Source organism: Dorea sp. OM07-5 (assembly GCF_003481355.1).
GTDB classification, from domain to species: Bacteria; Bacillota; Clostridia; order Lachnospirales; family Lachnospiraceae; genus Dorea_D; species Dorea_D hominis.
Window position 1 is genome coordinate 65,062 of sequence record NZ_QUKZ01000006.1, and the last position, 24,513, is coordinate 89,574.

The 24,513-nt window shown below is 41.0% G+C and carries 37 protein-coding genes; 35 read left to right on the plus strand and 2 right to left on the minus strand.

Annotated features, from left to right (window positions below; translation table 11 throughout):
• Positions 1-23: 23 nt before the first annotated feature.
• Positions 24-1,394 carry a sodium-dependent transporter gene (locus tag DXC04_RS07365; protein ID WP_118660618.1) on the minus strand — a complete coding sequence of 457 codons (1,371 nt, stop codon included), beginning with the start codon at positions 1,392-1,394 and terminating at the stop codon, positions 24-26.
• Between the two features lie 706 nt (positions 1,395-2,100).
• Positions 2,101-2,976 (minus strand): LysR family transcriptional regulator, encoded by an 876-nt coding sequence (locus tag DXC04_RS07370; protein ID WP_117537789.1) that lies wholly within the window; start codon positions 2,974-2,976, stop codon positions 2,101-2,103.
• 350 nt (positions 2,977-3,326) lie between these two features.
• Between DXC04_RS07370 and DXC04_RS07375 the strand changes: the two genes are divergently transcribed.
• From DXC04_RS07375 to DXC04_RS07550, 35 genes are all read left to right on the plus strand, one after another.
• Complete coding sequence (locus DXC04_RS07375; protein ID WP_118660620.1) at positions 3,327-3,998, plus strand: YczE/YyaS/YitT family protein; 672 nt, start codon at positions 3,327-3,329, stop codon at positions 3,996-3,998.
• A gap of 314 nt (positions 3,999-4,312) precedes the next feature.
• Positions 4,313-4,630: a 30S ribosomal protein S10 gene (gene rpsJ / locus DXC04_RS07385; RefSeq protein WP_117537792.1), complete on the plus strand. Its 318-nt coding sequence runs from the start codon at positions 4,313-4,315 to the stop codon at positions 4,628-4,630.
• Positions 4,631-4,719: 89 nt separating this feature from the next.
• On the plus strand, positions 4,720-5,400 hold the full coding sequence (rplC, locus tag DXC04_RS07390; RefSeq protein WP_021859839.1) for a 50S ribosomal protein L3: 681 nt from the start codon (positions 4,720-4,722) through the stop codon (positions 5,398-5,400).
• A gap of 26 nt (positions 5,401-5,426) precedes the next feature.
• A complete protein-coding gene (gene rplD, locus DXC04_RS07395) occupies positions 5,427-6,047 on the plus strand; it encodes a 50S ribosomal protein L4 (protein WP_117537794.1) in 621 nt (206 codons plus the stop codon).
• Complete coding sequence (rplW, locus tag DXC04_RS07400) at positions 6,047-6,352, plus strand: 50S ribosomal protein L23 (RefSeq protein WP_021859837.1); 306 nt, start codon at positions 6,047-6,049, stop codon at positions 6,350-6,352. Before rplD ends, rplW begins: the two co-directional genes overlap by 1 nt.
• A 99-nt stretch (positions 6,353-6,451) precedes the next feature.
• Positions 6,452-7,294 carry a 50S ribosomal protein L2 gene (gene rplB, locus DXC04_RS07405; protein ID WP_117537795.1) on the plus strand — a complete coding sequence of 281 codons (843 nt, stop codon included), beginning with the start codon at positions 6,452-6,454 and terminating at the stop codon, positions 7,292-7,294.
• An 18-nt stretch (positions 7,295-7,312) separates the two neighbouring features.
• The gene (gene rpsS / locus DXC04_RS07410; RefSeq protein WP_021860954.1) at positions 7,313-7,594 is read left to right on the plus strand and encodes a 30S ribosomal protein S19; all 282 of its coding nucleotides are present in this window, start codon (positions 7,313-7,315) and stop codon (positions 7,592-7,594) included.
• 26 nt (positions 7,595-7,620) lie between these two features.
• A complete protein-coding gene (rplV, locus tag DXC04_RS07415; protein ID WP_004607294.1) occupies positions 7,621-8,007 on the plus strand; it encodes a 50S ribosomal protein L22 in 387 nt (128 codons plus the stop codon).
• Positions 8,008-8,018: 11 nt separating this feature from the next.
• Positions 8,019-8,672, plus strand: coding sequence for a 30S ribosomal protein S3 (gene rpsC / locus DXC04_RS07420; protein WP_021860586.1), 654 nt, complete (start codon positions 8,019-8,021; stop codon positions 8,670-8,672).
• 3 nt (positions 8,673-8,675) lie between these two features.
• Positions 8,676-9,113, plus strand: coding sequence for a 50S ribosomal protein L16 (gene rplP / locus DXC04_RS07425; protein ID WP_117537796.1), 438 nt, complete (start codon positions 8,676-8,678; stop codon positions 9,111-9,113).
• Complete coding sequence (gene rpmC, locus DXC04_RS07430; RefSeq protein ID WP_021860015.1) at positions 9,103-9,306, plus strand: 50S ribosomal protein L29; 204 nt, start codon at positions 9,103-9,105, stop codon at positions 9,304-9,306. Before rplP ends, rpmC begins: the two co-directional genes overlap by 11 nt.
• Positions 9,307-9,335: 29 nt before the next feature.
• Positions 9,336-9,590, plus strand: a complete 255-nt coding sequence (gene rpsQ / locus DXC04_RS07435) for a 30S ribosomal protein S17 (protein WP_021860016.1) — start codon at positions 9,336-9,338, stop codon at positions 9,588-9,590.
• 19 nt (positions 9,591-9,609) lie between these two features.
• Positions 9,610-9,978: a 50S ribosomal protein L14 gene (rplN, locus tag DXC04_RS07440; protein ID WP_006427393.1), complete on the plus strand. Its 369-nt coding sequence runs from the start codon at positions 9,610-9,612 to the stop codon at positions 9,976-9,978.
• Between the two features lie 16 nt (positions 9,979-9,994).
• Positions 9,995-10,306 (plus strand): 50S ribosomal protein L24, encoded by a 312-nt coding sequence (gene rplX, locus DXC04_RS07445; protein ID WP_118288375.1) that lies wholly within the window; start codon positions 9,995-9,997, stop codon positions 10,304-10,306.
• Between the two features lie 23 nt (positions 10,307-10,329).
• Entirely contained in the window at positions 10,330-10,869 is a 540-nt protein-coding gene (gene rplE / locus DXC04_RS07450; RefSeq protein WP_117537797.1) for a 50S ribosomal protein L5, read from the plus strand.
• A gap of 11 nt (positions 10,870-10,880) precedes the next feature.
• Positions 10,881-11,066 carry a type Z 30S ribosomal protein S14 gene (locus DXC04_RS07455; protein WP_021859524.1) on the plus strand — a complete coding sequence of 62 codons (186 nt, stop codon included), beginning with the start codon at positions 10,881-10,883 and terminating at the stop codon, positions 11,064-11,066.
• 15 nt (positions 11,067-11,081) lie between these two features.
• Positions 11,082-11,483 (plus strand): 30S ribosomal protein S8, encoded by a 402-nt coding sequence (gene rpsH, locus DXC04_RS07460; protein WP_118288376.1) that lies wholly within the window; start codon positions 11,082-11,084, stop codon positions 11,481-11,483.
• Between the two features lie 68 nt (positions 11,484-11,551).
• Entirely contained in the window at positions 11,552-12,094 is a 543-nt protein-coding gene (gene rplF / locus DXC04_RS07465; protein ID WP_021859526.1) for a 50S ribosomal protein L6, read from the plus strand.
• Positions 12,095-12,111: 17 nt separating this feature from the next.
• Positions 12,112-12,480, plus strand: a complete 369-nt coding sequence (rplR, locus tag DXC04_RS07470; protein WP_021859527.1) for a 50S ribosomal protein L18 — start codon at positions 12,112-12,114, stop codon at positions 12,478-12,480.
• A gap of 15 nt (positions 12,481-12,495) precedes the next feature.
• On the plus strand, positions 12,496-13,005 hold the full coding sequence (gene rpsE / locus DXC04_RS07475) for a 30S ribosomal protein S5 (protein ID WP_021859528.1): 510 nt from the start codon (positions 12,496-12,498) through the stop codon (positions 13,003-13,005).
• A gap of 14 nt (positions 13,006-13,019) precedes the next feature.
• Positions 13,020-13,199, plus strand: coding sequence for a 50S ribosomal protein L30 (gene rpmD / locus DXC04_RS07480; protein WP_021859529.1), 180 nt, complete (start codon positions 13,020-13,022; stop codon positions 13,197-13,199).
• A gap of 31 nt (positions 13,200-13,230) precedes the next feature.
• On the plus strand, positions 13,231-13,671 hold the full coding sequence (rplO, locus tag DXC04_RS07485) for a 50S ribosomal protein L15 (RefSeq protein WP_021859530.1): 441 nt from the start codon (positions 13,231-13,233) through the stop codon (positions 13,669-13,671).
• The gene (gene secY, locus DXC04_RS07490) at positions 13,671-14,987 is read left to right on the plus strand and encodes a preprotein translocase subunit SecY (protein WP_021859531.1); all 1,317 of its coding nucleotides are present in this window, start codon (positions 13,671-13,673) and stop codon (positions 14,985-14,987) included. Before rplO ends, secY begins: the two co-directional genes overlap by 1 nt.
• A 64-nt stretch (positions 14,988-15,051) precedes the next feature.
• Positions 15,052-15,696 (plus strand): adenylate kinase, encoded by a 645-nt coding sequence (locus tag DXC04_RS07495; RefSeq protein WP_118519877.1) that lies wholly within the window; start codon positions 15,052-15,054, stop codon positions 15,694-15,696.
• A 4-nt stretch (positions 15,697-15,700) separates the two neighbouring features.
• Entirely contained in the window at positions 15,701-16,462 is a 762-nt protein-coding gene (gene map / locus DXC04_RS07500) for a type I methionyl aminopeptidase (RefSeq protein WP_021859533.1), read from the plus strand.
• A 1-nt stretch (position 16,463) separates the two neighbouring features.
• Positions 16,464-16,724: a KOW domain-containing RNA-binding protein gene (locus DXC04_RS07505; RefSeq protein WP_118288378.1), complete on the plus strand. Its 261-nt coding sequence runs from the start codon at positions 16,464-16,466 to the stop codon at positions 16,722-16,724.
• A gap of 2 nt (positions 16,725-16,726) precedes the next feature.
• Positions 16,727-16,945, plus strand: a complete 219-nt coding sequence (gene infA / locus DXC04_RS07510; protein ID WP_004607275.1) for a translation initiation factor IF-1 — start codon at positions 16,727-16,729, stop codon at positions 16,943-16,945.
• Positions 16,946-17,102: 157 nt separating this feature from the next.
• Positions 17,103-17,216 (plus strand): 50S ribosomal protein L36, encoded by a 114-nt coding sequence (rpmJ, locus tag DXC04_RS07515; RefSeq protein WP_005339020.1) that lies wholly within the window; start codon positions 17,103-17,105, stop codon positions 17,214-17,216.
• Positions 17,217-17,453: 237 nt separating this feature from the next.
• Positions 17,454-17,822: a 30S ribosomal protein S13 gene (gene rpsM, locus DXC04_RS07520; protein WP_117537798.1), complete on the plus strand. Its 369-nt coding sequence runs from the start codon at positions 17,454-17,456 to the stop codon at positions 17,820-17,822.
• A gap of 30 nt (positions 17,823-17,852) precedes the next feature.
• Positions 17,853-18,248: a 30S ribosomal protein S11 gene (rpsK, locus tag DXC04_RS07525; RefSeq protein WP_117537799.1), complete on the plus strand. Its 396-nt coding sequence runs from the start codon at positions 17,853-17,855 to the stop codon at positions 18,246-18,248.
• Between the two features lie 62 nt (positions 18,249-18,310).
• Positions 18,311-18,904 carry a 30S ribosomal protein S4 gene (gene rpsD / locus DXC04_RS07530; RefSeq protein WP_021860258.1) on the plus strand — a complete coding sequence of 198 codons (594 nt, stop codon included), beginning with the start codon at positions 18,311-18,313 and terminating at the stop codon, positions 18,902-18,904.
• Between the two features lie 30 nt (positions 18,905-18,934).
• The gene (locus tag DXC04_RS07535) at positions 18,935-19,894 is read left to right on the plus strand and encodes a DNA-directed RNA polymerase subunit alpha (RefSeq protein WP_118660622.1); all 960 of its coding nucleotides are present in this window, start codon (positions 18,935-18,937) and stop codon (positions 19,892-19,894) included.
• 122 nt (positions 19,895-20,016) lie between these two features.
• Complete coding sequence (locus tag DXC04_RS07540; protein WP_021860952.1) at positions 20,017-20,553, plus strand: bL17 family ribosomal protein; 537 nt, start codon at positions 20,017-20,019, stop codon at positions 20,551-20,553.
• Between the two features lie 332 nt (positions 20,554-20,885).
• Entirely contained in the window at positions 20,886-22,718 is a 1,833-nt protein-coding gene (locus DXC04_RS07545) for an NAD(P)-binding protein (RefSeq protein ID WP_118288380.1), read from the plus strand.
• A complete protein-coding gene (locus DXC04_RS07550; protein ID WP_021860950.1) occupies positions 22,712-24,451 on the plus strand; it encodes a [FeFe] hydrogenase, group A in 1,740 nt (579 codons plus the stop codon). The genes DXC04_RS07545 and DXC04_RS07550 overlap by 7 nt, the downstream gene beginning before the upstream one ends.
• Positions 24,452-24,513 lie beyond the last annotated feature (62 nt).

Below are 24,513 nucleotides of genomic sequence, written 5' to 3' on the forward strand. Positions count from 1 at the left end.
CCCCCTTTTGGAAAAATATATATCTATTGGATAAATCCAAAGACATTCAAAATGACAATTACCATAAAAGCAGGTACAACTACAATTGTTAATATCTTATCATATAATGATAGTTTACCATATTTTCCATCATTTGTTAATTCTTTTTCGTAATTTTTAAATCCCCAAATTTTAGCTACGAAAACACAAACTAACCAGCACCCAAGTGGTAGTAAGATATATCCTGTGAATGTATCCAGCCAGTCGTAAAGACCAAGATGTGAAATGCCGGTTGCGTCGATCCATGGAAGCTTCACACCGCTTAACACACCAAAGCCGAGAGATACGATGATATTGCCGATACCGATAATCAGTGCAGTTACAACAGTTGCTTTCTTACGTCCCATTTTACAGTTGTCTTCGAATGTTCTTGTAGAAATCTCGAAGAATGTAAATAAAGAAGAAATAACGGCAAATATCAGCGCGAGGAAGAAACAACATCCAATAATACGTCCGCCTGGAAGTTTGCCGAAGATGTCAGTCATAACAAGGAATACAAGTCCCGGACCGCTCTGCACGTCAACGCCGCCGGCAAATGCAGAAGGGATAATAACGAATCCAGCTAAAATAGCGGCTCCGGTGTCGCAGATGGATACGAGGATTGCGTCGCTTTTTAAGTTATTTTCTTTCGGAATGTTAGCTCCTAAAGTTTCGTATATACCCCAGCCAATACCAACAGAAAAGAGTACCTGTGTAGCAGCTTTGGCAAATACGGAAAAACTGAATTTGCTAAAGTCTGGAAGAAGGTAGAATTTTAATCCTTCCATTGCATTATCGGTTACAAATAATGCCCATATACCACAGACGATTAGAAATACAAACAACAGTGGCATGATGAACTTAGTAAGCTTTTCAACAATATTTGTAATTCCAAATAAAAGCATTATGGATACGAATACTAATATAACTAGTGTCCAGATGATTGGTTCAACAGCAGAAGATGTAAAATTGTTGAAGTACGCCTGTTTGTCTTCACCGAAGTCACCGCTGATGATATACTGTACGGCATATTTTAATACCCAGCCACCGACAACAACATAGTACATATTAATCATCCATGTACAGATGTTGGCAATCCAGCCGACGAAGCCCCATTTCTTGTTGATCCGTTCAAAACAGGTGACGGTGTCAGAAGCGCTGTGTCGACCGATTGCGGTTTCCATCTCGACCATCGGGTGTGCCATCAATGCAATAACAATTATGTAAACGATCAGGAAGATTCCACCGCCACCTTGGTAAGCAAGATATGGAAATTTCCAGATGTTTCCGAGGCCGATTGCAGCTCCGGCAGCAACCATAATATAGCCAAAGCGGGAGTTCCATTGTTGAGGTGCTTGATTTGTATTGTTACTCATAGTTCCACGCTCCTATCTTTATTAATTACTGGACAATCATCTAAATTGTCCTGGAGTTTCTGCTGAGATTCCACATGACAACCGGGATCCGGATCTTCTTTTTGGGGGTCATGGATATAAAAAAAGGTACTCTGCATGTATGCGAGAGCACCTTTGCCTATTTCAATCCTCTCTTCTATTGTAACCACAGGAGAATAGAAAGTCAATACAAATATTACAAATACTTATACCTACATTAGAAATATTTATGCTAATAATATGAATAATGCTGTATAAAATCTGAATCAATGATTGAAAAACAGACAATATGTATAGGGGAGAAAGCACAATCATAAAAACGGGAAGGTATAAGAAACTGTAATAAGAATATAAAGAATACTCGTTTCACAAACAGTGAAAAATGGGCTATACTCAAGTCAGATAAAGAAATAAAACATTCTTAGTTATGTGGGAGGTGTAAGAAATGATCGGATGGACAATCGTTGGAGCAGTAGCGCTTTACGGAGTAATAACTGTAGCACAGGATGAAATGCATAAATAATCATTTTCTAAAAAAGCAAATTTTTAGAAAAATTAAGTGAATAATAAAGAAATGTTATATAAAAACAAGGAGCAACTTTCCTCGCAGTAAAGGTTGCTCCTTGTTTTTTGTTATGGCGACAAGGAAAGTGTACGCGTTTGCGCAAATGCATTTGATGACAAATACTTACTCATCATCCAGTAAAAAGTCCTTCGCATATTCAAGAAAGATCTTCGATGCCGGAGAGAGTTCTTCTTTGGAAGTGTATGCGAGTCCGAGCTGGCGTGATACCGTTGGCTTGATCGGGCGTGTTATAAAGTCGCCGACCTGACCACGCAGAAGCAGTCCTGGAAGAATAGAAAGACCAAGTTCATGTTCTACCATGGAAATGATAGAAAACTCATTGATAGTGATATAACGGATATCCGGTTTGACTTTCGCTTGTTTCAGAATCCGGTGAACATCACTTCCCGGAGTATATTCTGTAATGATAAATGGCTGCCCTTCAAAAGCTTCGATTGGCACAGCATCACATTCAGCAAAAGGATGGTTCTTTGGAATGACTGCAAAGAGTTCATCGTCCATTACCGGGAGAAATTGATAATTATGTCCCTTCTGATGGCTGATAAAGCCAATGTCTACACGCCGCTCCTGGATCCAGTCGGCAAGTTCACCCTCGACTCCTTCTACTATTTTAAAATGAATATCCGGATGCTCATGCTGGAATTCCCGGATGATCTTCGGGATCCAGTGAATAGAACAGCTCAAATAGGTTCCTATTTTAATAGTACCAACCTGTGCGCCTTTCAAAGAAGCGATTTCCTGATTGATCACTTCATCTGCATTGAGCAGTGCACGAATGGAAGGAATCAGTGATTTGGCATCTGCGGTCAGAGTCATTCCGTGATTGTCTTTGACAAACAGAGAAAATCCGACTTCTTTTTCCAAGGATTTCATCATCTGTGTAATGCCAGACTGTGTATACCCCAATTCTTCGCCTGCGCGCGTGAAACTTCCGTAGTCATCCACTGCAAGCATAACTTTCCATCTTTTTATATCCATATAGTCATTCCTCATTTCTGTATTAAAAAACGTTATGTAAGTATTTATATTTCTAATACTAAAGCAAAAGGGTGGGGAATACAAGGGCAATGAGGAAAAAACATAGGAAAAACATGATATGTCAAAGAAAAGGTTGCTGAGATAGAAGATGCCTATATATAATATAGAATAATATAGAAAGAATTAAAGCACGTAAGCCTGTGTGAAACAGGGAACGCTCAGCGGGTATTTTTATATAATAGTGCGAATCTGTTTGTTTTTATTTATAAGGAAAAAAGACGGAGCAGAGTGCATGAGAGAGTGAATATACTGTGAATGTATTAATATAAGGAAGAAAAGGATGAGAGAAAGTGGAAAAGAGAAAAAATATAGCGACAAAGAAGAGCATGGTTGTACAGTTTGTGCTACTTGGTATCTGCACGGCAGGAACAGCATTTTCACAGACGCTGGCGTTGAAAGCGAATATTGGTGTCTGCGCATGCTGGGATGCGGTGGGATTGAATGTTTACCAGATATTTGGAATTAAGGTCGGAACGGTCAGCATGTGCCTGCATGCAATCTGTGTACTGGTACAGTTTCTGATTCAGAGAAAGGATTTTGAAAAGAGAAAGATTCTCCAGCTTCCTTATGTTATTGTATTTGGAATGTTGTTGAATTTCTTCTATTATAATGTACTTACATTTGAAGTACATGCTTATGTGGCAAAAGTCTTACTTGTGATCACGTCTTATCTGGGACTGGGTCTGTTCCTTGGACCTATGCTGCTGCTTAATCTGATCACTATTCCGAGTGAAGCAATGTGTAATGTGCTCAGCGGATATGCAAAGGTGGATTACGCAAAGGTTCGGATTGGACTGGACGGAGTATGTATCGCAGCTTCTCTGGTGTTGTCGTTCCTCGGTGGCGTGTCCCTTAAAGTAAGAGAAGGTACTGTGATGGGAATGCTGCTTCTTGGACCGTTGGAAAAGCTGAGCATGAAAGCATTTGAACCACAGATTGAGCGTGTAAAAGATATAAAATAAATTGTATGCGAAAAAATACAATAAAATAGAAAAAGAGCTTGCAAAACATATAAACATCTTGTATACTAAGAGAGCTGTGACATGATAGCAAAGAAGCGCGAGGTTGCTGCCACAATGTGGCAGGTTTTCCGTGGAGCGAATGTCAAGTTAGGAAACTGGCGACAAGTCACTGTACGAATCAAAACTGATTACTGCTTACCAACTGGTAAAAGGTATGAAACAACGTGTGAGTTTCTCACGACACACACGGGAGAGTGTACAGTCACCGCTTGTCGTACTGAAGTTAAAAGTACGAAAAGGAGGCGACTTTTTTTATGGCAAGTCAAGTAATGAGAATCACTTTGAAAGCGTATGATCATCAGTTAGTAGATGCATCCGCTAAGAAAATCATCGAAACTGTAAAGAAAAATGGAGCAAAGGTGAGCGGACCGGTACCGCTTCCGACTAAGAAGGAAGTAGTAACAATCTTAAGAGCGGTTCACAAATACAAAGATTCCAGAGAACAGTTCGAACAGAGAACTCATAAGAGACTGATCGATATCGTAACACCAACACAGAAAACTGTTGATGCATTATCAAGATTAGAGATGCCGGCTGGTGTTTACATCGACATCAAGATGAAGAACAAATAAGACTTCATCGACACAATAACGACACAGTAATTCCTATATTTAGGATGAACGCGTAAGCGTTCCGCTGTAAATCACAGGAGGTAATTATAATGAAGAAAGCTATTTTAGCTACAAAAGTCGGAATGACACAGATCTTCAGCGAAGACGGAACACTGACACCGGTTACAGTTCTTCAGGCTGGTCCTTGTGTAGTAACACAGATCAAGACAGTTGAGAATGACGGTTATGAAGCTGTTCAGGTTGGATTCGTTGACAAGAAAGACAAGATCATCAACAAAGACAAGAGCGGTAAGAAAGAGATCGTTCATCGTCACGGTGTAACAAAGGCTGAGCAGGGACATTTTGCAAAAGCTGGAGTATCCGGAAAGAGATTTGTAAAAGAGTTCAAACTTGAGAATGCAAGCGAATATACACTTGCACAGGAGATTAAAGTTGATATTTTTGAAGCAGGCGACAAGATTGACGCTACTGCAATTTCAAAAGGTAAAGGATTCCAGGGTGCGATTAAGAGACATAATCAGCACAGAGGACCTATGACACACGGTTCTAAGTTCCACCGTCATGCCGGTTCTAACGGAGCTGCATCTGATCCGAGCAAGGTGTTCAAAGGAAAGAAGATGCCGGGACACATGGGAAGCAAGAAGATCACAATTCAGAATCTTGAAGTTGTCCGCGTAGATGCTGAGAACAATCTGCTCTTAGTAAAAGGTTCTGTGCCGGGACCGAAGAAATCTTTAGTAACTATTAAAGAAGCAGTAAAAGCTAACTAGGCTTAGACGAGGAAGGAGGACTTAAGATGGCAAACGTATCTGTTTATAATATCGAAGGTAAAGAAGTTGGAACAATCGACTTAAACGATGCGGTATTTGGTGTTGAAATTAACGAACACCTGGTACACATGGCAGTTGTTAACCAGCTTGCAAATAATCGTCAGGGAACACAGAAAGCAAAGACACGTTCTGAAGTTTCTGGTGGCGGAAGAAAACCGTGGAGACAGAAAGGTACCGGTCATGCAAGACAGGGATCTACAAGAGCTCCGCAGTGGACAGGCGGTGGAGTAGTATTCGCTCCAGTACCGAGAGATTATTCTTTCAAGATGAATAAGAAAGAAAAGAGAGCTGCTCTGAAATCTGCGCTTACAGCTAAGGTTGAAGAGAAGAAATTTGTAGTAGTTGACGAGATCAAATTCGATGAAATCAAGACTAAGAATTTCGCAAACATTTTAAAGAACCTGGAAGTATCCAAAGCATTAGTAGTATTAGAAGATGGAAATGACAACGCAGTAATCTCTGCCAAGAACATTGCAGATGTTAAGACTGCTGCTATCAATACAATTAATGTGTACGATGTCTTGAAATACAACACAGTAATCGCTACGAAAGCTGCTGTTGCAAAAATTGAGGAGGTGTACGCATAATGGCAAACGTTCAGTATTATGATGTAATCCTTAAACCGGTAGTAACTGAGAAGAGTATGGAGCTTATGGGAGAGAAGAAATATACATTCCTTGTACATCCGGAAGCTAACAAATCTCAGATCAAAGAAGCTGTTGAGAAAATGTTCGAAGGAACAAAGGTTGCTAAAGTCAACACAATGAACTGCGAAGGTAAGAAGAAAAGAGTTCGTGGAACTATGCAGTTTGGTATGACAGCTAAAACTAAAAAAGCAGTTGTTCAGCTTACAGAGGACAGCGCTGATATCGAGATCTTCGAAGGTCTCTAAAATTAACGAGGGTGTGCATGCCGGATGAGACGCGGCTGTAAGACGCACAAAGCATACGGACAGAAACCGTGACAATAAACAATCGAAAGGAGAACAATCATGGGAATTAAAACATACCGCCCATATACGCCTTCCAGAAGACAGATGACTGGTTCTGATTTCTCAGAAATCACAAAGACAACACCAGAGAAGTCTTTACTTGCTTCAAAGAGCAGACAGGCAGGACGTAACAATCAAGGAAAAATCACTGTTAGACACCGCGGAGGCGGAGCTAAGAAGAAATATAGAATTATCGACTTCAAGAGAAGAAAAGATAATGTTCACGCAACTGTAATTGGTATCGAGTACGATCCGAACAGAACAGCTAACATCGCACTGATCTGTTATGAAGATGGTGAGAAGGCATACATCCTTGCACCGGAAGGACTGAAAGACGGAATGAAAGTTATGAACGGACCGGAAGCCGAAGTTAAGATCGGTAACTGCCTGCCACTTTCTGAGATTCCGGTAGGTACTCAGATCCACAATATCGAGCTTTATCCTGGAAAAGGCGGACAGCTTGTTCGTTCCGCAGGAAATAGCGCACAGTTAATGGCTAAAGAAGGAAAGTATGCTACACTGAGACTTCCGTCAGGAGAGATGAGAATGGTTCCGATCATTTGCAGAGCTTCTATCGGAGTTGTAGGTAATGGAGATCACAACCTGATCAACATTGGTAAAGCAGGACGTAAACGTCACATGGGTATCAGACCAACAGTTCGTGGTTCTGTAATGAACCCGAATGACCATCCGCATGGTGGTGGTGAAGGTAAGACAGGAATCGGTCGTCCGGGTCCGTGTACACCTTGGGGTAAACCAGCACTTGGTCTTAAGACAAGAAAGAAAAATAAATCTTCTAACAAGATGATCGTAAGAAGAAGAGATGGTAAAGCAATCAAATAATTAAGGAGGTTAGAACCTATGGCACGTTCAATTAAAAAAGGACCATTCGCAGACGCAAGCCTGCTTAAGAAGATCGACGCAATGAACGCTGCGGGAGAAAAATCTGTTGTTAAAACATGGTCTCGCCGTTCTACAATCTTCCCAAGCATGGTTGGACATACAATTGCCGTTCATGACGGAAGAAAACATGTACCTGTATATGTAACAGAGGATATGGTAGGACACAAACTCGGTGAGTTCGTAGCTACCAGAACTTATAGAGGACATGGAAAAGACGAAAAGAAATCAAAAGTTAGATAATTAGATTGTGAAAGGAGGGTTCATCCATGGCTAAAGGACATAGATCCCAGATTAAGAGAGAAAGAAATGCTAACAAAGATACAAGACCTTCTGCTAAGTTATCTTACGCAAGAGTTTCTGTTCAGAAAGCATGCTTCGTATTAGATGCCATCAGAGGTAAGGATGTAACAACAGCACTTGGTATTTTGACATACAATCCAAGATATGCTTCTAGTTTAATAAAGAAATTATTAGAGTCTGCAATTGCTAATGCTGAGAACAATAACGGCATGAATGCTGAGAACCTGTATATTGCAGAGGCTTATGCAAACAAAGGACCAACAATGAAGAGAATCAGACCGAGAGCACAGGGCAGAGCTTACAGAATCGAGAAGAGAATGAGCCACATTACACTTGTGCTTGATGAAAGATAAGGAGGGCAAACATGGGACAGAAAGTTAATCCTCATGGCTTGAGAGTCGGTGTTATCAAAGACTGGGACTCAAGATGGTATGCAGAAAAAGATTTCGCAGACTACTTAGTAGAAGACCATGAAATCAGAACGTATCTTAAGAAAAGATTATACAGCGCCGGTGTTTCTAAGATTGAGATCGAAAGAGCATCTGACCGCGTTAAAATTATTATTTATACAGCAAAACCTGGAGTAGTAATCGGTAAAGGTGGAGCAGAGATTGAAAAAGTAAAAGGTGAACTTACACAGTTTACTGACAAGAAGTTAATCGTAGACATCAAAGAGGTTAAGAGACCGGATAAAGATGCTCAGTTAGTAGCAGAAAATATCGCTCTTCAGCTTGAGAACCGTATTTCTTTCAGACGTGCTATGAAATCCTGCATGTCAAGAACTATGAAATCAGGAGCTCTCGGAGTTAAGACATCTGTTTCTGGACGTCTTGGTGGAGCTGATATGGCTCGTACAGAGTTCTACAGCGAGGGAACAATTCCTCTTCAGACACTTAGAGCAGACATCGACTACGGATTCGCCGAGGCAAACACAACTTACGGAAAAGTTGGTGTTAAAGTATGGATTTACAAAGGCGAGGTTCTTCCGGAAAAAGCACATAAGGAAGGAGAGAAATAAATCATGTTAATGCCAAAAAGAGTAAAACGTCGTAAACAGTTCCGTGGTACCATGAAAGGTAAAGCACTTCGCGGAAATAAGATTACAAACGGTGAATATGGTATTGTTGCAATGGAACCATGCTGGATCCGTTCCAACCAGATCGAAGCAGCCCGTATCGCTATGACACGTTACATCAAGCGTGGTGGTAAAGTTTGGATCAAAATATTCCCAGATAAACCTGTAACTACAAAACCAGCTGAAACACGTATGGGTTCTGGTAAAGGAACCTTAGAGTACTGGGTAGCTGTTGTAAAACCGGGACGCGTAATGTTCGAGATCGCCGGTGTATCAGAAGAAGTTGCAAGAGAAGCTCTTCGTCTGGCAACACACAAGCTTCCTTGTAAATGTAAAGTAGTTTCTCGCGCAGACTTAGAAGGCGGTGATAACAGTGAAAATTAATGCATTTGTAGAAGATTTAAAAACAAAATCAGCTGCAGAGCTGAATGAAGAATTAGTAGCTGCTAAAAAGGAACTTTTCAACTTAAGATTCCAGAACGCAACAAATCAGTTAGATAATACAAGCAGAATCAAAGAAGTAAGAAGAAACATTGCCAGAATTCAGACAGTAATTACTGAAAAGGCAGCTCAATAAGCATCCAATAAAAGAAAGGAGCAGAGACTGTGGAAAGAAATCTTAGAAAAACCAGAGTTGGTAAGGTTATCAGCAATAAAATGGATAAGACCATAGTAGTTGCAGTTGAAGATCATGTAAAGCATCCTCTTTATAAGAAGATCGTAAAGAGAACATACAAATTAAAAGCACATGATGAAGCAAACGAATGCAACATTGGTGACAAAGTAAAAGTTATGGAAACAAGACCATTATCTAAAGATAAGAGATGGAGACTTGTTGAAATTATGGAAAAAGCAAAATAGTATAAGGAGGGAAACCTGCATGATACAGCAAGAAAGCAGACTGAAAGTAGCAGACAATACAGGTGCGAAAGAGTTACTGTGTATCCGTGTACTTGGTGGATCTACAAGAAGATATGCAAGTATCGGAGACGTGATCGTTGCTACTGTTAAAGATGCAACACCAGGCGGCGTTGTTAAAAAAGGTGACGTTGTAAAGGCAGTTGTTGTTCGTACTGTAAACAGCACTCGTCGTAAAGATGGTTCTTACATTCGTTTTGATGAGAACGCTGCAGTTATTATAAAAGATGACAAGACACCAAGAGGAACCCGTATCTTTGGGCCTGTAGCAAGAGAGCTTCGTGACAAACAGTTCATGAGAATTGTTTCCTTGGCTCCGGAAGTACTGTAAGGAGGTGCGAACGAAGATGTCAATGTTAAAGATTAAAAAAGGCGATACAGTTAAAGTTATCGCTGGTAAAGATAAAGACAAAGAAGGAAAAGTTCTTTCCGTAGATCAGAAAAACGCAAGAGTTGTTGTTGAAGGCGTAAACATGGTTACAAAGCACACAAAACCTAGTGCAACAAACCAGGCTGGTGGAATCATCCAGCAGGAAGCTGCTATCGACATTTCTAACGTAATGTACATCCACAAAGGAAAAGCTACAAGAGTTGGAATCAAGATGGACGGAGACAAAAAAGTACGTTTCGCTAAATCAACAGGCGAAGTGATCGATTAATTCTGGAAAGGAGGGTATACACTTTGAGTAGACTGAAAGAACAGTATCAGAACGAGATCGTTGATGCATTAACGAAAAAGTTCGGATATAAGAATATTATGGAAGTACCGAAGCTCGATAAAGTTGTTATCAACATGGGTGTAGGTGAAGCAAAAGACAATGCAAAACTGTTAGATTCTGCAATCGCTGATATGGAGAAGATTACAGGACAGAAAGCAGTTATCTGCCGTGCTAAAAAATCTGTAGCGAACTTCAAATTAAGAGAAGGAATGGCTATCGGATGTAAAGTTACTTTAAGAGGAGAAAAGATGTATGAGTTCGTTGATCGTCTGATCAACCTTGCACTTCCTCGTGTACGTGACTTCAGAGGTGTTAATCCAAACGCATTTGACGGAAGAGGAAACTACGCACTCGGAATTAAAGAGCAGCTCATCTTCCCTGAAATCGAGTACGATAAAGTAGATAAAGTAAGAGGAATGGACATCATCTTTGTTACAACAGCAAAGACTGATGAAGAGGCTCGTGAATTGTTAACACAGTTCAACATGCCGTTCACAAAATAAGGAGGTAAATTATGGCTAAGACAGCAATGAAAGTAAAACAGCAGCGTAAGCAGAAATTCTCCACAAGAGAATATAATCGTTGCAAAATCTGTGGTCGTCCACATGCATATTTGAGAAAATATGGAATCTGCCGTGTTTGCTTCCGCGAATTGGCATACAAAGGACAGATCCCAGGCGTTAAGAAAGCAAGTTGGTAAAGGAGGAAACAATTCATGACTATGAGCGATCCAATTGCAGATATGCTTACAAGAATTCGTAATGCAAATACTGCGAAACACGATACAGTTGATGTACCGGCATCTAAAATGAAACTTGCGATTGCAAACATCCTGTTAGATGAAGGATATATCACAAAATATGATGTCATCGAAGACGGAATCTTCAAGACAATTCATATTACACTGAAATACGGTGCAGACAAGAATGAAAAGGTAATCACAGGTCTTAAGAGAATTTCTAAGCCAGGTCTTCGTGTTTACGCTAACAGCGCAGACATTCCGAAAGTAATGGGCGGACTTGGAACAGCGATCATCTCTACTAACAAAGGCGTGATCACAGATAAAGAAGCTAGAAAACTTGGCGTAGGTGGAGAAGTACTCTGCTACGTTTGGTAGTAACTGCAAACTGAAAACAGAGTGGGCGTAAGCTCACTCCGAGAATCTAAGTTAAGGAGGAACAGGATATGTCACGTATCGGAAGACATCCAGTTGCTATTCCTGCAGGCGTTGAAGTAACAATTGCAGAGAATAACTATGTGACCGTTAAAGGTCCAAAAGGAACACTTGAAAAAGCTCTCCCTGTAGAGATGGAAATCAAACAGGAAGGCGACGAAATCGTCGTAACAAGACCGAATGACTTAAAGAAAATGAAATCTTTACATGGTCTTACAAGAACACTGATCAACAACATGGTAGTAGGTGTTACAGCAGGATATGAGAAAGTTCTGGAAGTAAACGGAGTTGGTTACAGAGCAGCTAAATCCGGAAACAAATTAACACTGAACCTTGGATATTCTCATCCGGTAGAGATGGAAGATCCAGAAGGTGTTGAGACTGTTGTTGAAGGTCAGAACAAGATCACTGTTAAAGGTATTGATAAAGAAAAAGTAGGCCAGTATGCAGCTGAGATCAGAGATAAGAGAAGACCGGAGCCATATAAGGGCAAGGGAATCAAATATGCTGATGAAGTAATTAGACGTAAAGTCGGTAAGACTGGTAAGAAATAAGAAAGGAGAGTGTGAAAATGGTTAGCAAAAAATCTAGAAGTGAAGTACGTGTAAACAAACACAGAAAGTTACGTAACCGTTTAAGTGGTACAGCACAGTGCCCACGTCTGGCAGTGTTCAGAAGTAACAATCATATGTATGCACAGATCATCGATGACGTAGCACAGACAACTCTGGTTTCCGCATCCACTCTTCAGAAAGATGTGAAGGCAAACTTAGAGAAAACAAACAACGTTGATGCAGCAGCATATCTTGGAAAAGTAATCGCTGAGAAAGCTCTTGAAAAAGGAATCAAAGAAGTAGTTTTCGACAGAGGTGGATTTATTTACCAGGGTAAAGTACAGGCATTAGCAGATGCAGCTAGAGAAGCTGGATTGAATTTCTAATAAGGAGGAGCACACATGAGACAGGAACGTATTGATGCTAGTCAGTTAGAGTTAAATGAAAAAGTGGTATCAATCAAGCGTGTAACCAAAGTTGTTAAAGGTGGCCGTAACATGAGATTCACAGCTTTAGTAGTTGTCGGAGACGGAAATGGTCATGTTGGTGCAGGCTTAGGAAAAGCTACAGAGATTCCGGAAGCAATCCGTAAAGGAAAAGAAGATGCAGCAAAGAATCTTATCAATGTAGCATTAGATGAAAATGAAAGTATTACACACGATTTTATCGGTAAATTCGGAGGAGCTTCCGTATTACTTAAGAAAGCTCCGGAAGGTACTGGAGTTATCGCCGGTGGTCCGGCGCGTGCCGTAATCGAGATGGCAGGAATCAAGAACATCCGTACAAAATCTCTTGGTTCTAACAACAAACAGAATGTTGTTCTTGCTACAATCGAAGGATTACGTCAGGTTAAGACTCCGGAAGCAGTAGCTAAGCTTCGCGGTAAATCTGTTGAAGAGATCTTAGGCTAAGGAGGGAGAACCAAATGGCAAATTTAAAAGTTACATTAGTAAAATCTACAATTGGTGCTGTACCGAAGCATAAGAAAACTGTAGAAGCACTTGGACTGAAGAAAGTCAACAAAACAGTTGAACTTCCGGACAATGCAGCTACCAGAGGTATGGTAAAACAGGTACAACACCTGGTAAAAGTTGAAGAAGCGTAAGAATTTAGATATCAGATAAGGAGGTGTTACAATGGATTTATCTAACTTAAGACCAGCTGATGGATCAAAACAGAGTGATAATTTCAGAAAAGGACGTGGACACGGATCTGGAAATGGTAAAACAGCCGGTAAGGGACACAAAGGTCAGAAAGCTCGTTCAGGAGGCACAAGACCAGGTTTCGAAGGTGGACAGATGCCGTTATACAGAAGAATTCCGAAGAGAGGATTTACAAACAGAAATTCTAAGACAATTGTTGGAATTAACGTAGATGCTCTTGAAGTATTCGAGAATGATGCAGTTGTTTCTGTAGAGACACTGATCGAACAGGGAATCGTTAAAAATCCTAGAGATGGAGTTAAGATTCTTGGAAATGGAGAGTTAACTAAAAAGCTTACAGTACAGGCTAATGCATTCAGCAAAGGGGCAATTGCTAAGATTGAGGCTTTAGGTGGAAAAGCAGAGGTGATCTAATGTTTGATACATTGCGAAGAGCATTTAAAATTAAGGATCTCCGGAGAAGAATCGGATATACATTTTTAATGTTAATCGTGATTAGACTCGGTTCAGAACTGCCGACACCGGGAGTTAACCCAAGCTATATCAAAGAGTTTTTTGCACAGAACACAGGTGAAGCGTTTAATTTATTTAACGCTTTCACCGGTGGATCTTTTGAGCAGATGTCCGTATTTGCTCTGAGTATTACACCATACATTACATCATCCATCATTATCCAGCTTCTTACAATTGCGATTCCGCAGTTGGAAGAGATGCAGAAAGATGGTGAAGACGGAAGAAAGAAACTTACAAAAATTACCCGTTATCTTACAGTTGTACTTGCTCTGATCGAATCAATTGCGATGTCAGTTGGTTTTGGACGTCAGGGACTTCTGAAAGAATACAACTTTGTAAATGCTGCAATCGTAGTATTAACACTGACAGCCGGCTCTGCATTCTTGATGTGGGCAGGTGAACAGATTACAGAGAAGGGCGTAGGAAATGGTATTTCCATCGTTCTGGTAATTAATATTCTTTCCCGTGTACCGAATGATATGACAACACTTTACAGTCAGTTTGTAAAAGGCAAGAGCATTGCCAAAGGCGGACTCGCGGCAGTAATTATTCTTGCAATCATTCTTGCACTTGTAGTATTTACTACATTGCTTCAGGATGCTGAACGCAGAATCGCGGTACAGTATTCACAGAAGGTGACAGGAAGAAGAACATACGGTGGACAGACAACACACATCCCGTTGAAAGTAAACACCGCAGGTGTTATTCCGATCATCTTTGCATCATCTCTGATGCAGTTTCCGATTGTCATTGCTTCACTGGCAGGCAAGGGAAACGGTAACGGAATTGGAAGTCAGATCTTAAAGGGAATGAATCAGGGTAACTGGTTGAATCCAGATCAGATCCAGTACAGCTGGGGATTAGTCGTATACATTATACTGACAGTATTCTTTGCTTACTTCTATACATCCATTACATTCAATCCATTAGAGATTGCAAATAATATGAAAAAAAGCGGTGGATTTATCCCGGGTATCCGTCCTGGTAAACCAACCGTAGAATATTTGACAAAGAGACTTAACTATATCATCTTTATCGGAGCATGCGGACTTGTCATTGTACAGGTTATTCCGATTTTCTTTAATGGATGGTTAGGTGCAAAAGTATCCTTTGGTGGTACATCACTGATCATTATTGTCAGCGTCGTACTTGAAACACTCAAACAGATTGAGTCACAGTTATTAGTACGTAACTACAAAGGATTTTTGAACAGTTAAGCATATAAGCAATTTGACTCGCGGATTTTATCCGCGGGTTAAAATGCTATAAGGAGGAACTCATATGAAAATTATTATGTTAGGAGCCCCTGGAGCGGGCAAGGGAACTCAGGCAAAGAAAATTGCCGCAAAATATAACATTCCTCATATTTCAACCGGAGACATCTTTAGAGCAAACATTAAAAATGGTACGGAATTGGGTAAAAAAGCGAAAACGTACATGGATCAGGGACTTCTTGTACCGGATGAGCTGGTTGTAGATCTCGTTGTAGACCGCGTGAACCAGGAAGATTGTAAAGAAGGATATGTTCTGGACGGATTTCCGAGAACAATCCCGCAGGCAGAAGCATTGGATGTTGCACTTGAAAAACTGGGACAGAAAATAGATTATGCGATTGATGTAGATGTCCCGGATGAGAATATAGTTCATCGTATGGGTGGCCGCCGTGCATGTGTAGGTTGTGGCGCAACATATCATCTGGAATATGCTCCGACCAAAGTAGATGGTATCTGCGATACATGCGGAAAAGAGCTAATTTTAAGAGATGATGACAAGCCGGAGACAGTGAAGAAACGTCTTGGGGTATATCATGAGCAGACACAGCCGTTGATTGACTATTATACAAAAGCCGGAATACTGACTACAGTCGATGGAACGATTGATATCGAGGATGTATTCCAGACAATCGTAAAGATTTTAGGAGAATAAGAACATGCCAATTACAGTAAAATCGTCCAGAGAAATTGAATTAATGACAGAAGCCGGACGTATATTGGAAATTGTTCATAAGGAATTAGAAAAAGCACTTCATCCGGGAATGACGACCAAGGCAATCGACCGCCTTGGTGAAGAGATCATCCGCAGCTATGGATGTATCCCGTCATTTCTGGATTATAATGGATATCCGGCATCGATCTGTGTGTCAGTGAACGATGAAGTGGTTCACGGAATTCCGAGTGAACACAGGATCATCAGAGAAGGCGACATTGTCAGTCTGGATGCAGGAGTTATTTATAAAGGATATCACTCGGATGCAGCACGTACACATTGCGTTGGAGAAGTATCCAAAGAGGCGCAGGATTTGGTACGCGTGACAAGAGAGTGTTTCTTCGAAGGTATAAAATACGCGAAAGAAGGCAATCATTTATTTGATATATCCGGGGCAATCGGAAGATACGCCGAAGAGAGAGGATACGGCGTTGTGCGTGACCTGTGCGGCCATGGCATAGGAACAGCACTTCATGAGGCACCGGAGATACCGAATTATGAGATGAAGCGTAAAGGTGTACTGTTAAAAGCCGGAATGACACTTGCTATTGAACCTATGATTAACATCGGTGGATGGGAAGTTGACTGGATGGATGATGACTGGACTGTAGTAACAAGAGACCATTCGTTATCTGCACATTATGAGAATACGGTATTGATCACAGAAAACGAACCGAAACTTCTTTCTTTAACTGAGGGCATATAGTATGGACAGATTTGAAAAAGGAATGCTTGTCAGATCGAAAGCCGGACATGATACGGGAGAGATCTTTGTCATAACCGGAACAGAAGATGCATATGTATATCTGGCTGATGGAAGACTTCGCACGTTGCAGAAACCAAAAAAGAAAAAGAAGAAACATGTGCAGATCATATTGCAGCAATATGATATACAGGATGCAGACGATGTAAAGATCAGACGGATCATAAAGGAATGGAATAAGAAAGAAGAAAATCAGGAGGATTAGAGATGTCAAAAGCTGACGTAATTGAAATTGAAGGAACTGTAGTAGAAAAATTACCTAACGCAATGTTTCAGGTAGAACTGGAAAATGGTCACCAGGTACTTGCACATATCAGTGGAAAGCTTAGAATGAACTTTATCAAGATTCTGCCAGGTGACAAAGTAACTTTGGAATTATCCCCATATGATCTTTCAAAAGGAAGAATTATCTGGAGAGATAAATAAATTATAAAAAGTCTATTGACTTTGCTGGACAAATGATGCTATACTATATAAGCGCGTTTTCGGGCATTTCTATGTGTAAAGACGAATGAGTTGCGGTTTTTACAGCGAAAAAGCGCAAGATACAAAAGGCAGAGCAATGGATGAAAGGAGGATCCCCGTGAAGGTTAGATCATCAGTAAAACCAATTTGCGAAAAATGCAAAGTAATCAAAAGAAAAGGAAGCGTTCGCATTATCTGCGAGAACCCGAAGCATAAACAGAGACAGGGTTAATTAAGGCGGCTGATAGACGACACACCAGGAGGTGTGTAGACTATTTGAAATATACAAGGAAACACCTGTAGCCGGTGACTATCCTCGTATATTGCTTCTAATGCCGGCTCGTCATTACCGTTTTATGAAGCGGTGGCCGGAAAGGGTGTGGATACCGACACACCTGGGATTTCATTAAGAGAATCCCCTATTAAAGACAATGAAAATTAAGTAAAAAGAAAATGGAGGAACAATCACATGGCTCGTATAGCAGGTGTAGACTTACCAAGAGACAAACGTGTCGAGATCGGATTAACTTATATCTATGGAATCGGCAGAGCAAGTGCAACACGTATTTTAGCAGAAGCAGGCGTTGATGCTGATATCCGCTGCAGAGATCTGACAGACGAAGACGTTAAGAAGATCAGTGCAGTAATCGATGAGACACAGACAGTAGAAGGTGATCTTCGTAGAGAGATCGCTCTGAACATTAAGAGACTTCAGGAGATCGGATGCTACAGAGGTATCCGTCACAGAAAAGGACTTCCGGTTCGTGGTCAGAAGACTAAGACAAATGCAAGAACAAGAAAAGGTCCTAAGAGAACAGTAGCAAACAAAAAGAAATAATTAAAAAGGAAAGTGTAGGTTAGTTTTATTATGGCAAAGAAAGTTACAAAAAAAGTGACAAAGAGACGTGTCAAGAAAAACGTTGAACATGGACAGGCTCACATCCAGTCATCTTTTAATAACACAATCGTTACATTAACAGATGCTCAGGGAAATGCTCTTTCATGGGCAAGTGCAGGCGGTCTTGGATTTAGAGGTTCAAGAAAATCTACCCCTTATGCAGCTCAGATGGCAGCTGAAACAGCAGCTAAAGCAGCATTAGTACATGGTTTGAAATCAGTTGACGTTATGGTTAAAGGACCAGGTTCAGGTAGAGAAGCAGCAATTCGTGCCCTGCAGGCATGCGGAATTGACGTAACAAGTATCAAGGATGTTACTCCGGTACCACACAATGGCTGCCGTCCGCCGAAACGCAGAAGAGTGTAATACTTATTTTAGATTTATTATACGCTTACCGTAAACTGATTGAAATTAGGAGGAAATAAAACATGGCAGTAAATAGAGTTCCGGTTCTTAAAAGATGCCGTTCTCTCGGAATGGATCCGGTATATTTAGGAATTGATAAAAAGTCCAACAGACAGTTAAAAAGATCCAATAGAAAAATGAGCGAGTATGGTCTTCAGTTACGTGAAAAACAGAAAGCTAAATTCATCTATGGTGTATTAGAGAAACCTTTCAGAAACTACTACAAGAAAGCTAAACAGATGTCAGGTATGACTGGTGAAAACCTGATGGTTCTTCTTGAGTCCAGACTGGACAACGTAGTATTCCGTATGGGACTTGCAAGAACAAGACGTGAAGCAAGACAGATCGTTGACCACAAACATGTACTTGTTAATGGTAAACAGGTAAACATCCCATCTTACCTTATCAAAGCTGGTGATGTGATCGAAATCAAAGAAGCTAAGAAGAGCTCAACAAGATATAAAGAGATCGTAGAAGTTACAGGCGGACGTATGGTTCCGGATTGGTTAGAAGTTGACGCTGAAGCTCTGAAAGGAACAGTTAAAGAACTTCCAAACCGTGAAGCAATCGATGTTCCAGTAGACGAGATGTTAATCGTCGAGTTATATTCTAAATAATAACCCGTAACACCACAGGAGGTGGACTTAGTGTTTGATTTTAATAAACCCAATATTGAAATAACTGAGATTTCAGAAGATAAGAAATATGGAAGATTTGTTGTAGAACCACTCGAAAGAGGATATGGTACAACATTAGGTAACTCCCTTAGAAGAATCATGCTTTCATCTTTACCGGGTGCTGCAATCAGCCAGGTGAAGATTGATGGGGTACTTCATGAGTTCAGCTCCATTCCAGGGGTGAAAGAGGATGTTACAGAGATTATCATGAACTTGAAATCACTGGCTATCAAGAATACATCCGAGACAGATGAGCCTAAGACAGCTTATATCGAGTTCGAGGGTGAAGGTGTTGTAACAGCAGCAGACATTCAGGTGGATCAGGACATCGAGATCATGAATCCTGAGACAGTAATCGCTACACTGAACGGCGGTGCAGACAGCAAGCTTTACATGGAATTAACCATCACGAAAGGAAGAGGATATGTAAGCTTTGATAAGAATAAGAACGACGATTTGCCGATTGCGGTAATTCCGATTGATTCTATCTACACACCGGTTGAACGTGTAAATCTTACCGTTGAAAATACTCGTGTTGGTCAGATTACAGATTTTGACAAATTAACATTAGATGTATACACAAACGGAACACTGCTCCCGGATGAAGCAGTAAGTTTGGCAGCTAAGGTACTCAGTGAGCACCTGAAACTGTTCATTGATCTGTCAGAAGTAGCTCAGGCTGCAGAAGTAATGATCGAAAAAGAAGATGACGAGAAAGAGAAAGTGCTTGAGATGAGCATTGACGAATTAGAGTTATCTGTACGTTCTTACAATTGTCTGAAGAGGGCCGGTATTAACACGGTTGAAGAACTGACAAACAGAACACCGGAAGACATGATGAAAGTTCGTAACCTTGGACGTAAGTCCTTAGAAGAAGTACTTGCTAAGCTTGATGAATTAGGATTAAGCTTAAGCAAAGGAGAGGAATAAATCGGGTTTCCACGGTTTTTCCTAAAAGTGCCTTCTGCTGATAAGTCTGAAAGTGCACAGCAGAGCATTTGGCTAGTAAGCCCGAAGAGTATAACCAAGTGTAAATATGGAGGATATGAATAATGGCAAAGTATAGAAAACTCGGCAGAACATCAAGCCAGAGAAAAGCTTTATTAAGAAACCAGGTAACAGCATTACTTAACAATGGTAAGATCAAGACTACAGAAGCTAAAGCTAAAGAGATCCGCAAGATCGCTGAAGGTCTGATCGCTATGGCTGTCAGAGAAAAAGACAACTTTGAAGAAGTAACTGTTAAAGCTAAAGTTGCTCGCAAAGACAAAGACGGAAAACGTGTAAAAGAAGTTGTAGACGGTAAGAAAGTTACAGTATACGATGAAGTTGACAAGACAATCAAGAAAGATATGCCTAGCAGACTTCACGCACGTCGTCAGATGTTAAAAGTTCTCTATCCTGTAAAAGAAGTTCCGACAGCACAGGCTGGAAGAAAGAAAAATACAAAAGATGTTGACCTTGTTGCAAAACTCTTTGATGAGATCGCACCAAAATACGCTGATCGTAACGGTGGTTACACAAGAATCATCAAGATCGGACAGCGTAAAGGTGATGCAGCAATGGAAGTTCTGATCGAACTGGTTTAATTATCAGATTGTTGAAAGAATATCGGAAGACTATGAAGCAGAGTTGTTTCATAGTCTTTTTTTGTATGAAAAAGTGAAAAGAAAATATGTAAAAAGTTTAATGAAATATTTTGAAAGAAGAGATAGTTATGAGATGTTACTTATTCGAAGATTAATTTAGAAAAAGTTAAAGAAAACGGTACAAGTAAGTATAGATGAAATAAATAAATTGTGACAAAATCATCAATAAATCGTTAAATTATCTACTTTTGCTGTGCATGATTACAAATAAAAAAAAAAATGCTATAATAAGAAAACTGCATCAATAATAATACAAAGAAGGGACGTATGAAATGAGTAGGTTAGAAATTGCCTCTCCAAAAAAGGCGAAAATCGTTATGGAAGGCCTTTACAAAGATCTGGAGAGAAGAATCGAATCAAGCCCTCCGGGCTTATGTCCGGTTGATATGGCAAGAGCATTTTTGGAGTTATGTCACGCACAGACATGTGGAAAGTGTGTACCATGCCGTATTGGATTGGGACAGTTAAACCAGTTCATCAAAGATGTACTGGATGGTAAAGCAACAATGGAGACATTAGACACTATGGAGCAGACAGCATTGTCTATTATGGAATCAGCGGACTGTGCGATTGGTTACGAAGCTGCGAACATGGTATACAAAGGACTGATCGGATATCGCGATGATTATATAGAGCATATTCAGAGAGGACGTTGTACCTGTACATATAATCAGCCGGTACCTTGTGTGTCTTTATGTCCGGCACATGTTGATATTCCGGGATATGTTGCATTAGTAGGAGAAGGAAGATATGCGGATGCAATCCGCCTGATCCGTAAGGATAATCCATTCCCGACGACATGTGGATTTATCTGTGAGCATCCTTGTGAGGCAAGATGCCGCAGAAACATGGTAGATGATTCTGTAAATATCCGCGGACTGAAACGTGTTGCGGCTGATTTCGCAGGAGAAGTAGAGCCGCCGAAGTGTGCAAAGAGCACAGGTAAGAAGATCGCAGTACTCGGTGGAGGACCGGGAGGATTAAGTGCAGCATATTATCTTCAGTTAATGGGGCATCAGACAACTGTATATGAGATGCTTCCGAAACTGGGAGGAATGTTACGTTATGGTATTCCGAACTATCGTCTGCCGAAAGAGAGACTCGAAGATGACATTAACGCAATCCTGAAGACCGGAGTAGAAGTCAAATACGGTCTGAAGATTGGTCAGGATATCAATATTCAGGAATTAAGAGAACAGTACGATGCAGTGCTGATTACAATCGGAGCTAGTACAGATAAGAAACTGGGCCTTGACGGGGAAGACGCAGATGGAATCTTATCCGCAGTGCAGTTCTTACGTAATGTAGGAAAGAACGAGATCATGGATTTGACCGGAAAAGAAGTTGCTGTCATCGGTGGTGGTAACGTATCCATGGATGCAGTTCGTACAGCTAAGAGACTGGGCGCTAAGAAGGTAAGTATCGTATATCGTAGACGAGTAGCAGATATGACAGCTCTTCCGGGGGAAATAGAAGGCGCTGTAGCAGAAGGTATCGAATTACAGACACTCAAAGCACCAGCTTCACTCGATATTGATGAGAAGCACCATATTAAGGGAATTTATGTAACTCCGCAGATGATCAGTTCTATCAAAGATGGAAGAGCAAGCATCAAACCGACCGGAGAAGACGACATTTATATCCCATGTGATGTACTGATCGTAGCAATCGGACAGAATATCGAGACGCGTCATTTTGAAGAAGCAGGTATCCCGGTTGAGCGTGGTAAGATCGTTACAAAGAGTACAGGAACATTTGAGAATATGCCAGGTGTATTTGCCGGTGGAGACTGTGCAAGTGGTCCGGCATCTGTTATTAAAGCAATTGCTGCTGCAAAAGTTGTTGCTGCCAATATTGATGAATATCTGGGATACCATCACGAGATTTCCTGTGATGTTGAGATTCCGGAAGCAGCCCTTCGTGACAGAACTCCATGTGGAAGAGTCAATCTGACAGAGCGTGAAGCATGTGAGAGAGTCTGTGATTTTGAAGGCGTAGAAAACTGTATGACAGAGAAGGAAGCAAAACAGGAGGCAAGCAGATGCCTTCGCTGCGATCACTTTGGATACGGAATATTTAAAGGAGGCAGAGAGACATTATGGTAAATCTTACAATAGATGGAAAAAAGATCTCAGTAGAAGAGAATACCACAATTATGGAGGCTGCCGCATCAAATGGAATTCCGATTCCAAAACTCTGTTATCTCAAAGGAATTAATGAGATTGCAGCCTGTCGTGTTTGTGTTGTTGAATTAGAAGGAAAAGAAAAACTCATCACATCCTGTAACAATGTTGTAAAGGAAGGCATGGTGATCTATACAAACAGTCCGAAGGTACGTAGACATAGAAGAACAACAGTGGAACTGATCTTATCTCAGCATGATTGCGAGTGTGTGACATGCTCAAGAAGTGGCAACTGTAGTTTACAGACAGTGGCGAATGATCTGAATATTTTTGATATTCCGTTCAAGATGCAGCTGGAGAAACAGCCATGGGACAAACATTTCCCGTTGATCCGCGATTCTTCCAAATGTATCAAGTGCATGCGTTGCGTACAGGTTTGTGATAAGATCCAGGGACTTGGAATCTGGGATGTAGAAGGTACCGGTTCCAGAACAACGATCAATGTTGCAGGTCACAGAAGTATTGATGAAGCAGACTGTGCACTTTGCGGTCAGTGTATTACACATTGTCCGGTAGGAGCGCTTCGTGAGCGTGACGATACAGAGAAAGTATGGAAAGCAATTGAGGATAAAGACAAGATCGTAGTAGCTCAAGTTGCACCGGCTGTTCGTACAGCATGGGGTGAAGAGTTAGGTCTTGCACCGGAAGATGCCAAAGTTGGAAAGATTCTGGATGCTTTGAAGAGAATGGGCGTTGATTATGTATTTGATACCACATTCTCAGCAGATCTTACGATCATGGAAGAAGGAACGGAGTTCCTGAAACGTTTCACATCCGGAGAGTTAAAAGAACGTCCGATGTTCACATCCTGCTGTCCGGGCTGGATTCGTTTCATTAAGTCACAGTTCCCACATCTGGTAAAACAGCTCTCAACTGCAAAATCACCACAGCAGATGTTCGGTGCTGCTATGAAGACGTATTTCGCAGAAAAACTGGGTGTAGAGCCGGAGAAGATCTACACACTGTCCGTAATGCCGTGCGTGGCTAAGAAGGGCGAGCGTGAGATGGAACTGTATTATGAAGAGTATGCAGGACATGATATTGACGCAGTTATTACAACAAGAGAGCTGGTAAGAATGATCCGTTCTGCTCATATCAGTCCGGATACATTAGAAGATATTGCAAGTGACAGACCGATGCAGGAAGGTTCCGGAGCAGGTGTGATCTTCGGAGCAACCGGTGGAGTTATGGAGGCTGCACTTCGCAGCGCTTACTACCTGCTTAAGAATGAGAATCCGGAAGCTGACGCATTCAAAGTTGTCAGAAGCCAGGGATTCCAGGAGAACGACGGTGTTGTAGAAGCTGATTTTGCCATTGACGATATCACTGTAAAGACGGCAGTTGTCAGTGGACTTGCAAATACAAGAGCCTTGCTTGAGAAGATCGAGCGCGGAGATGTCCATTACGATTTCGTAGAAGTTATGGCTTGCCCGGGCGGATGCGTAGGCGGTGGCGGACAGCCGATCCACGATGGAGAAGAGCTTGCGTTTGAGCGAGGAAAGAATCTGTATTATCTGGATAAGAATGCAGATATCCGTTTCTCACATGAAAACAAAGATGTACTTAAGATGTATGAAGAATATTTTGAGAAACCAAATTCTCACAAAGCACATATGCTGCTTCACACAGACCACATCGCAAGTATGGAAAGATAGAATTAATTATAAACTCATTTATAAAACTCCTAAAAAACTAACTGAACGCATCAGGCAGGAAA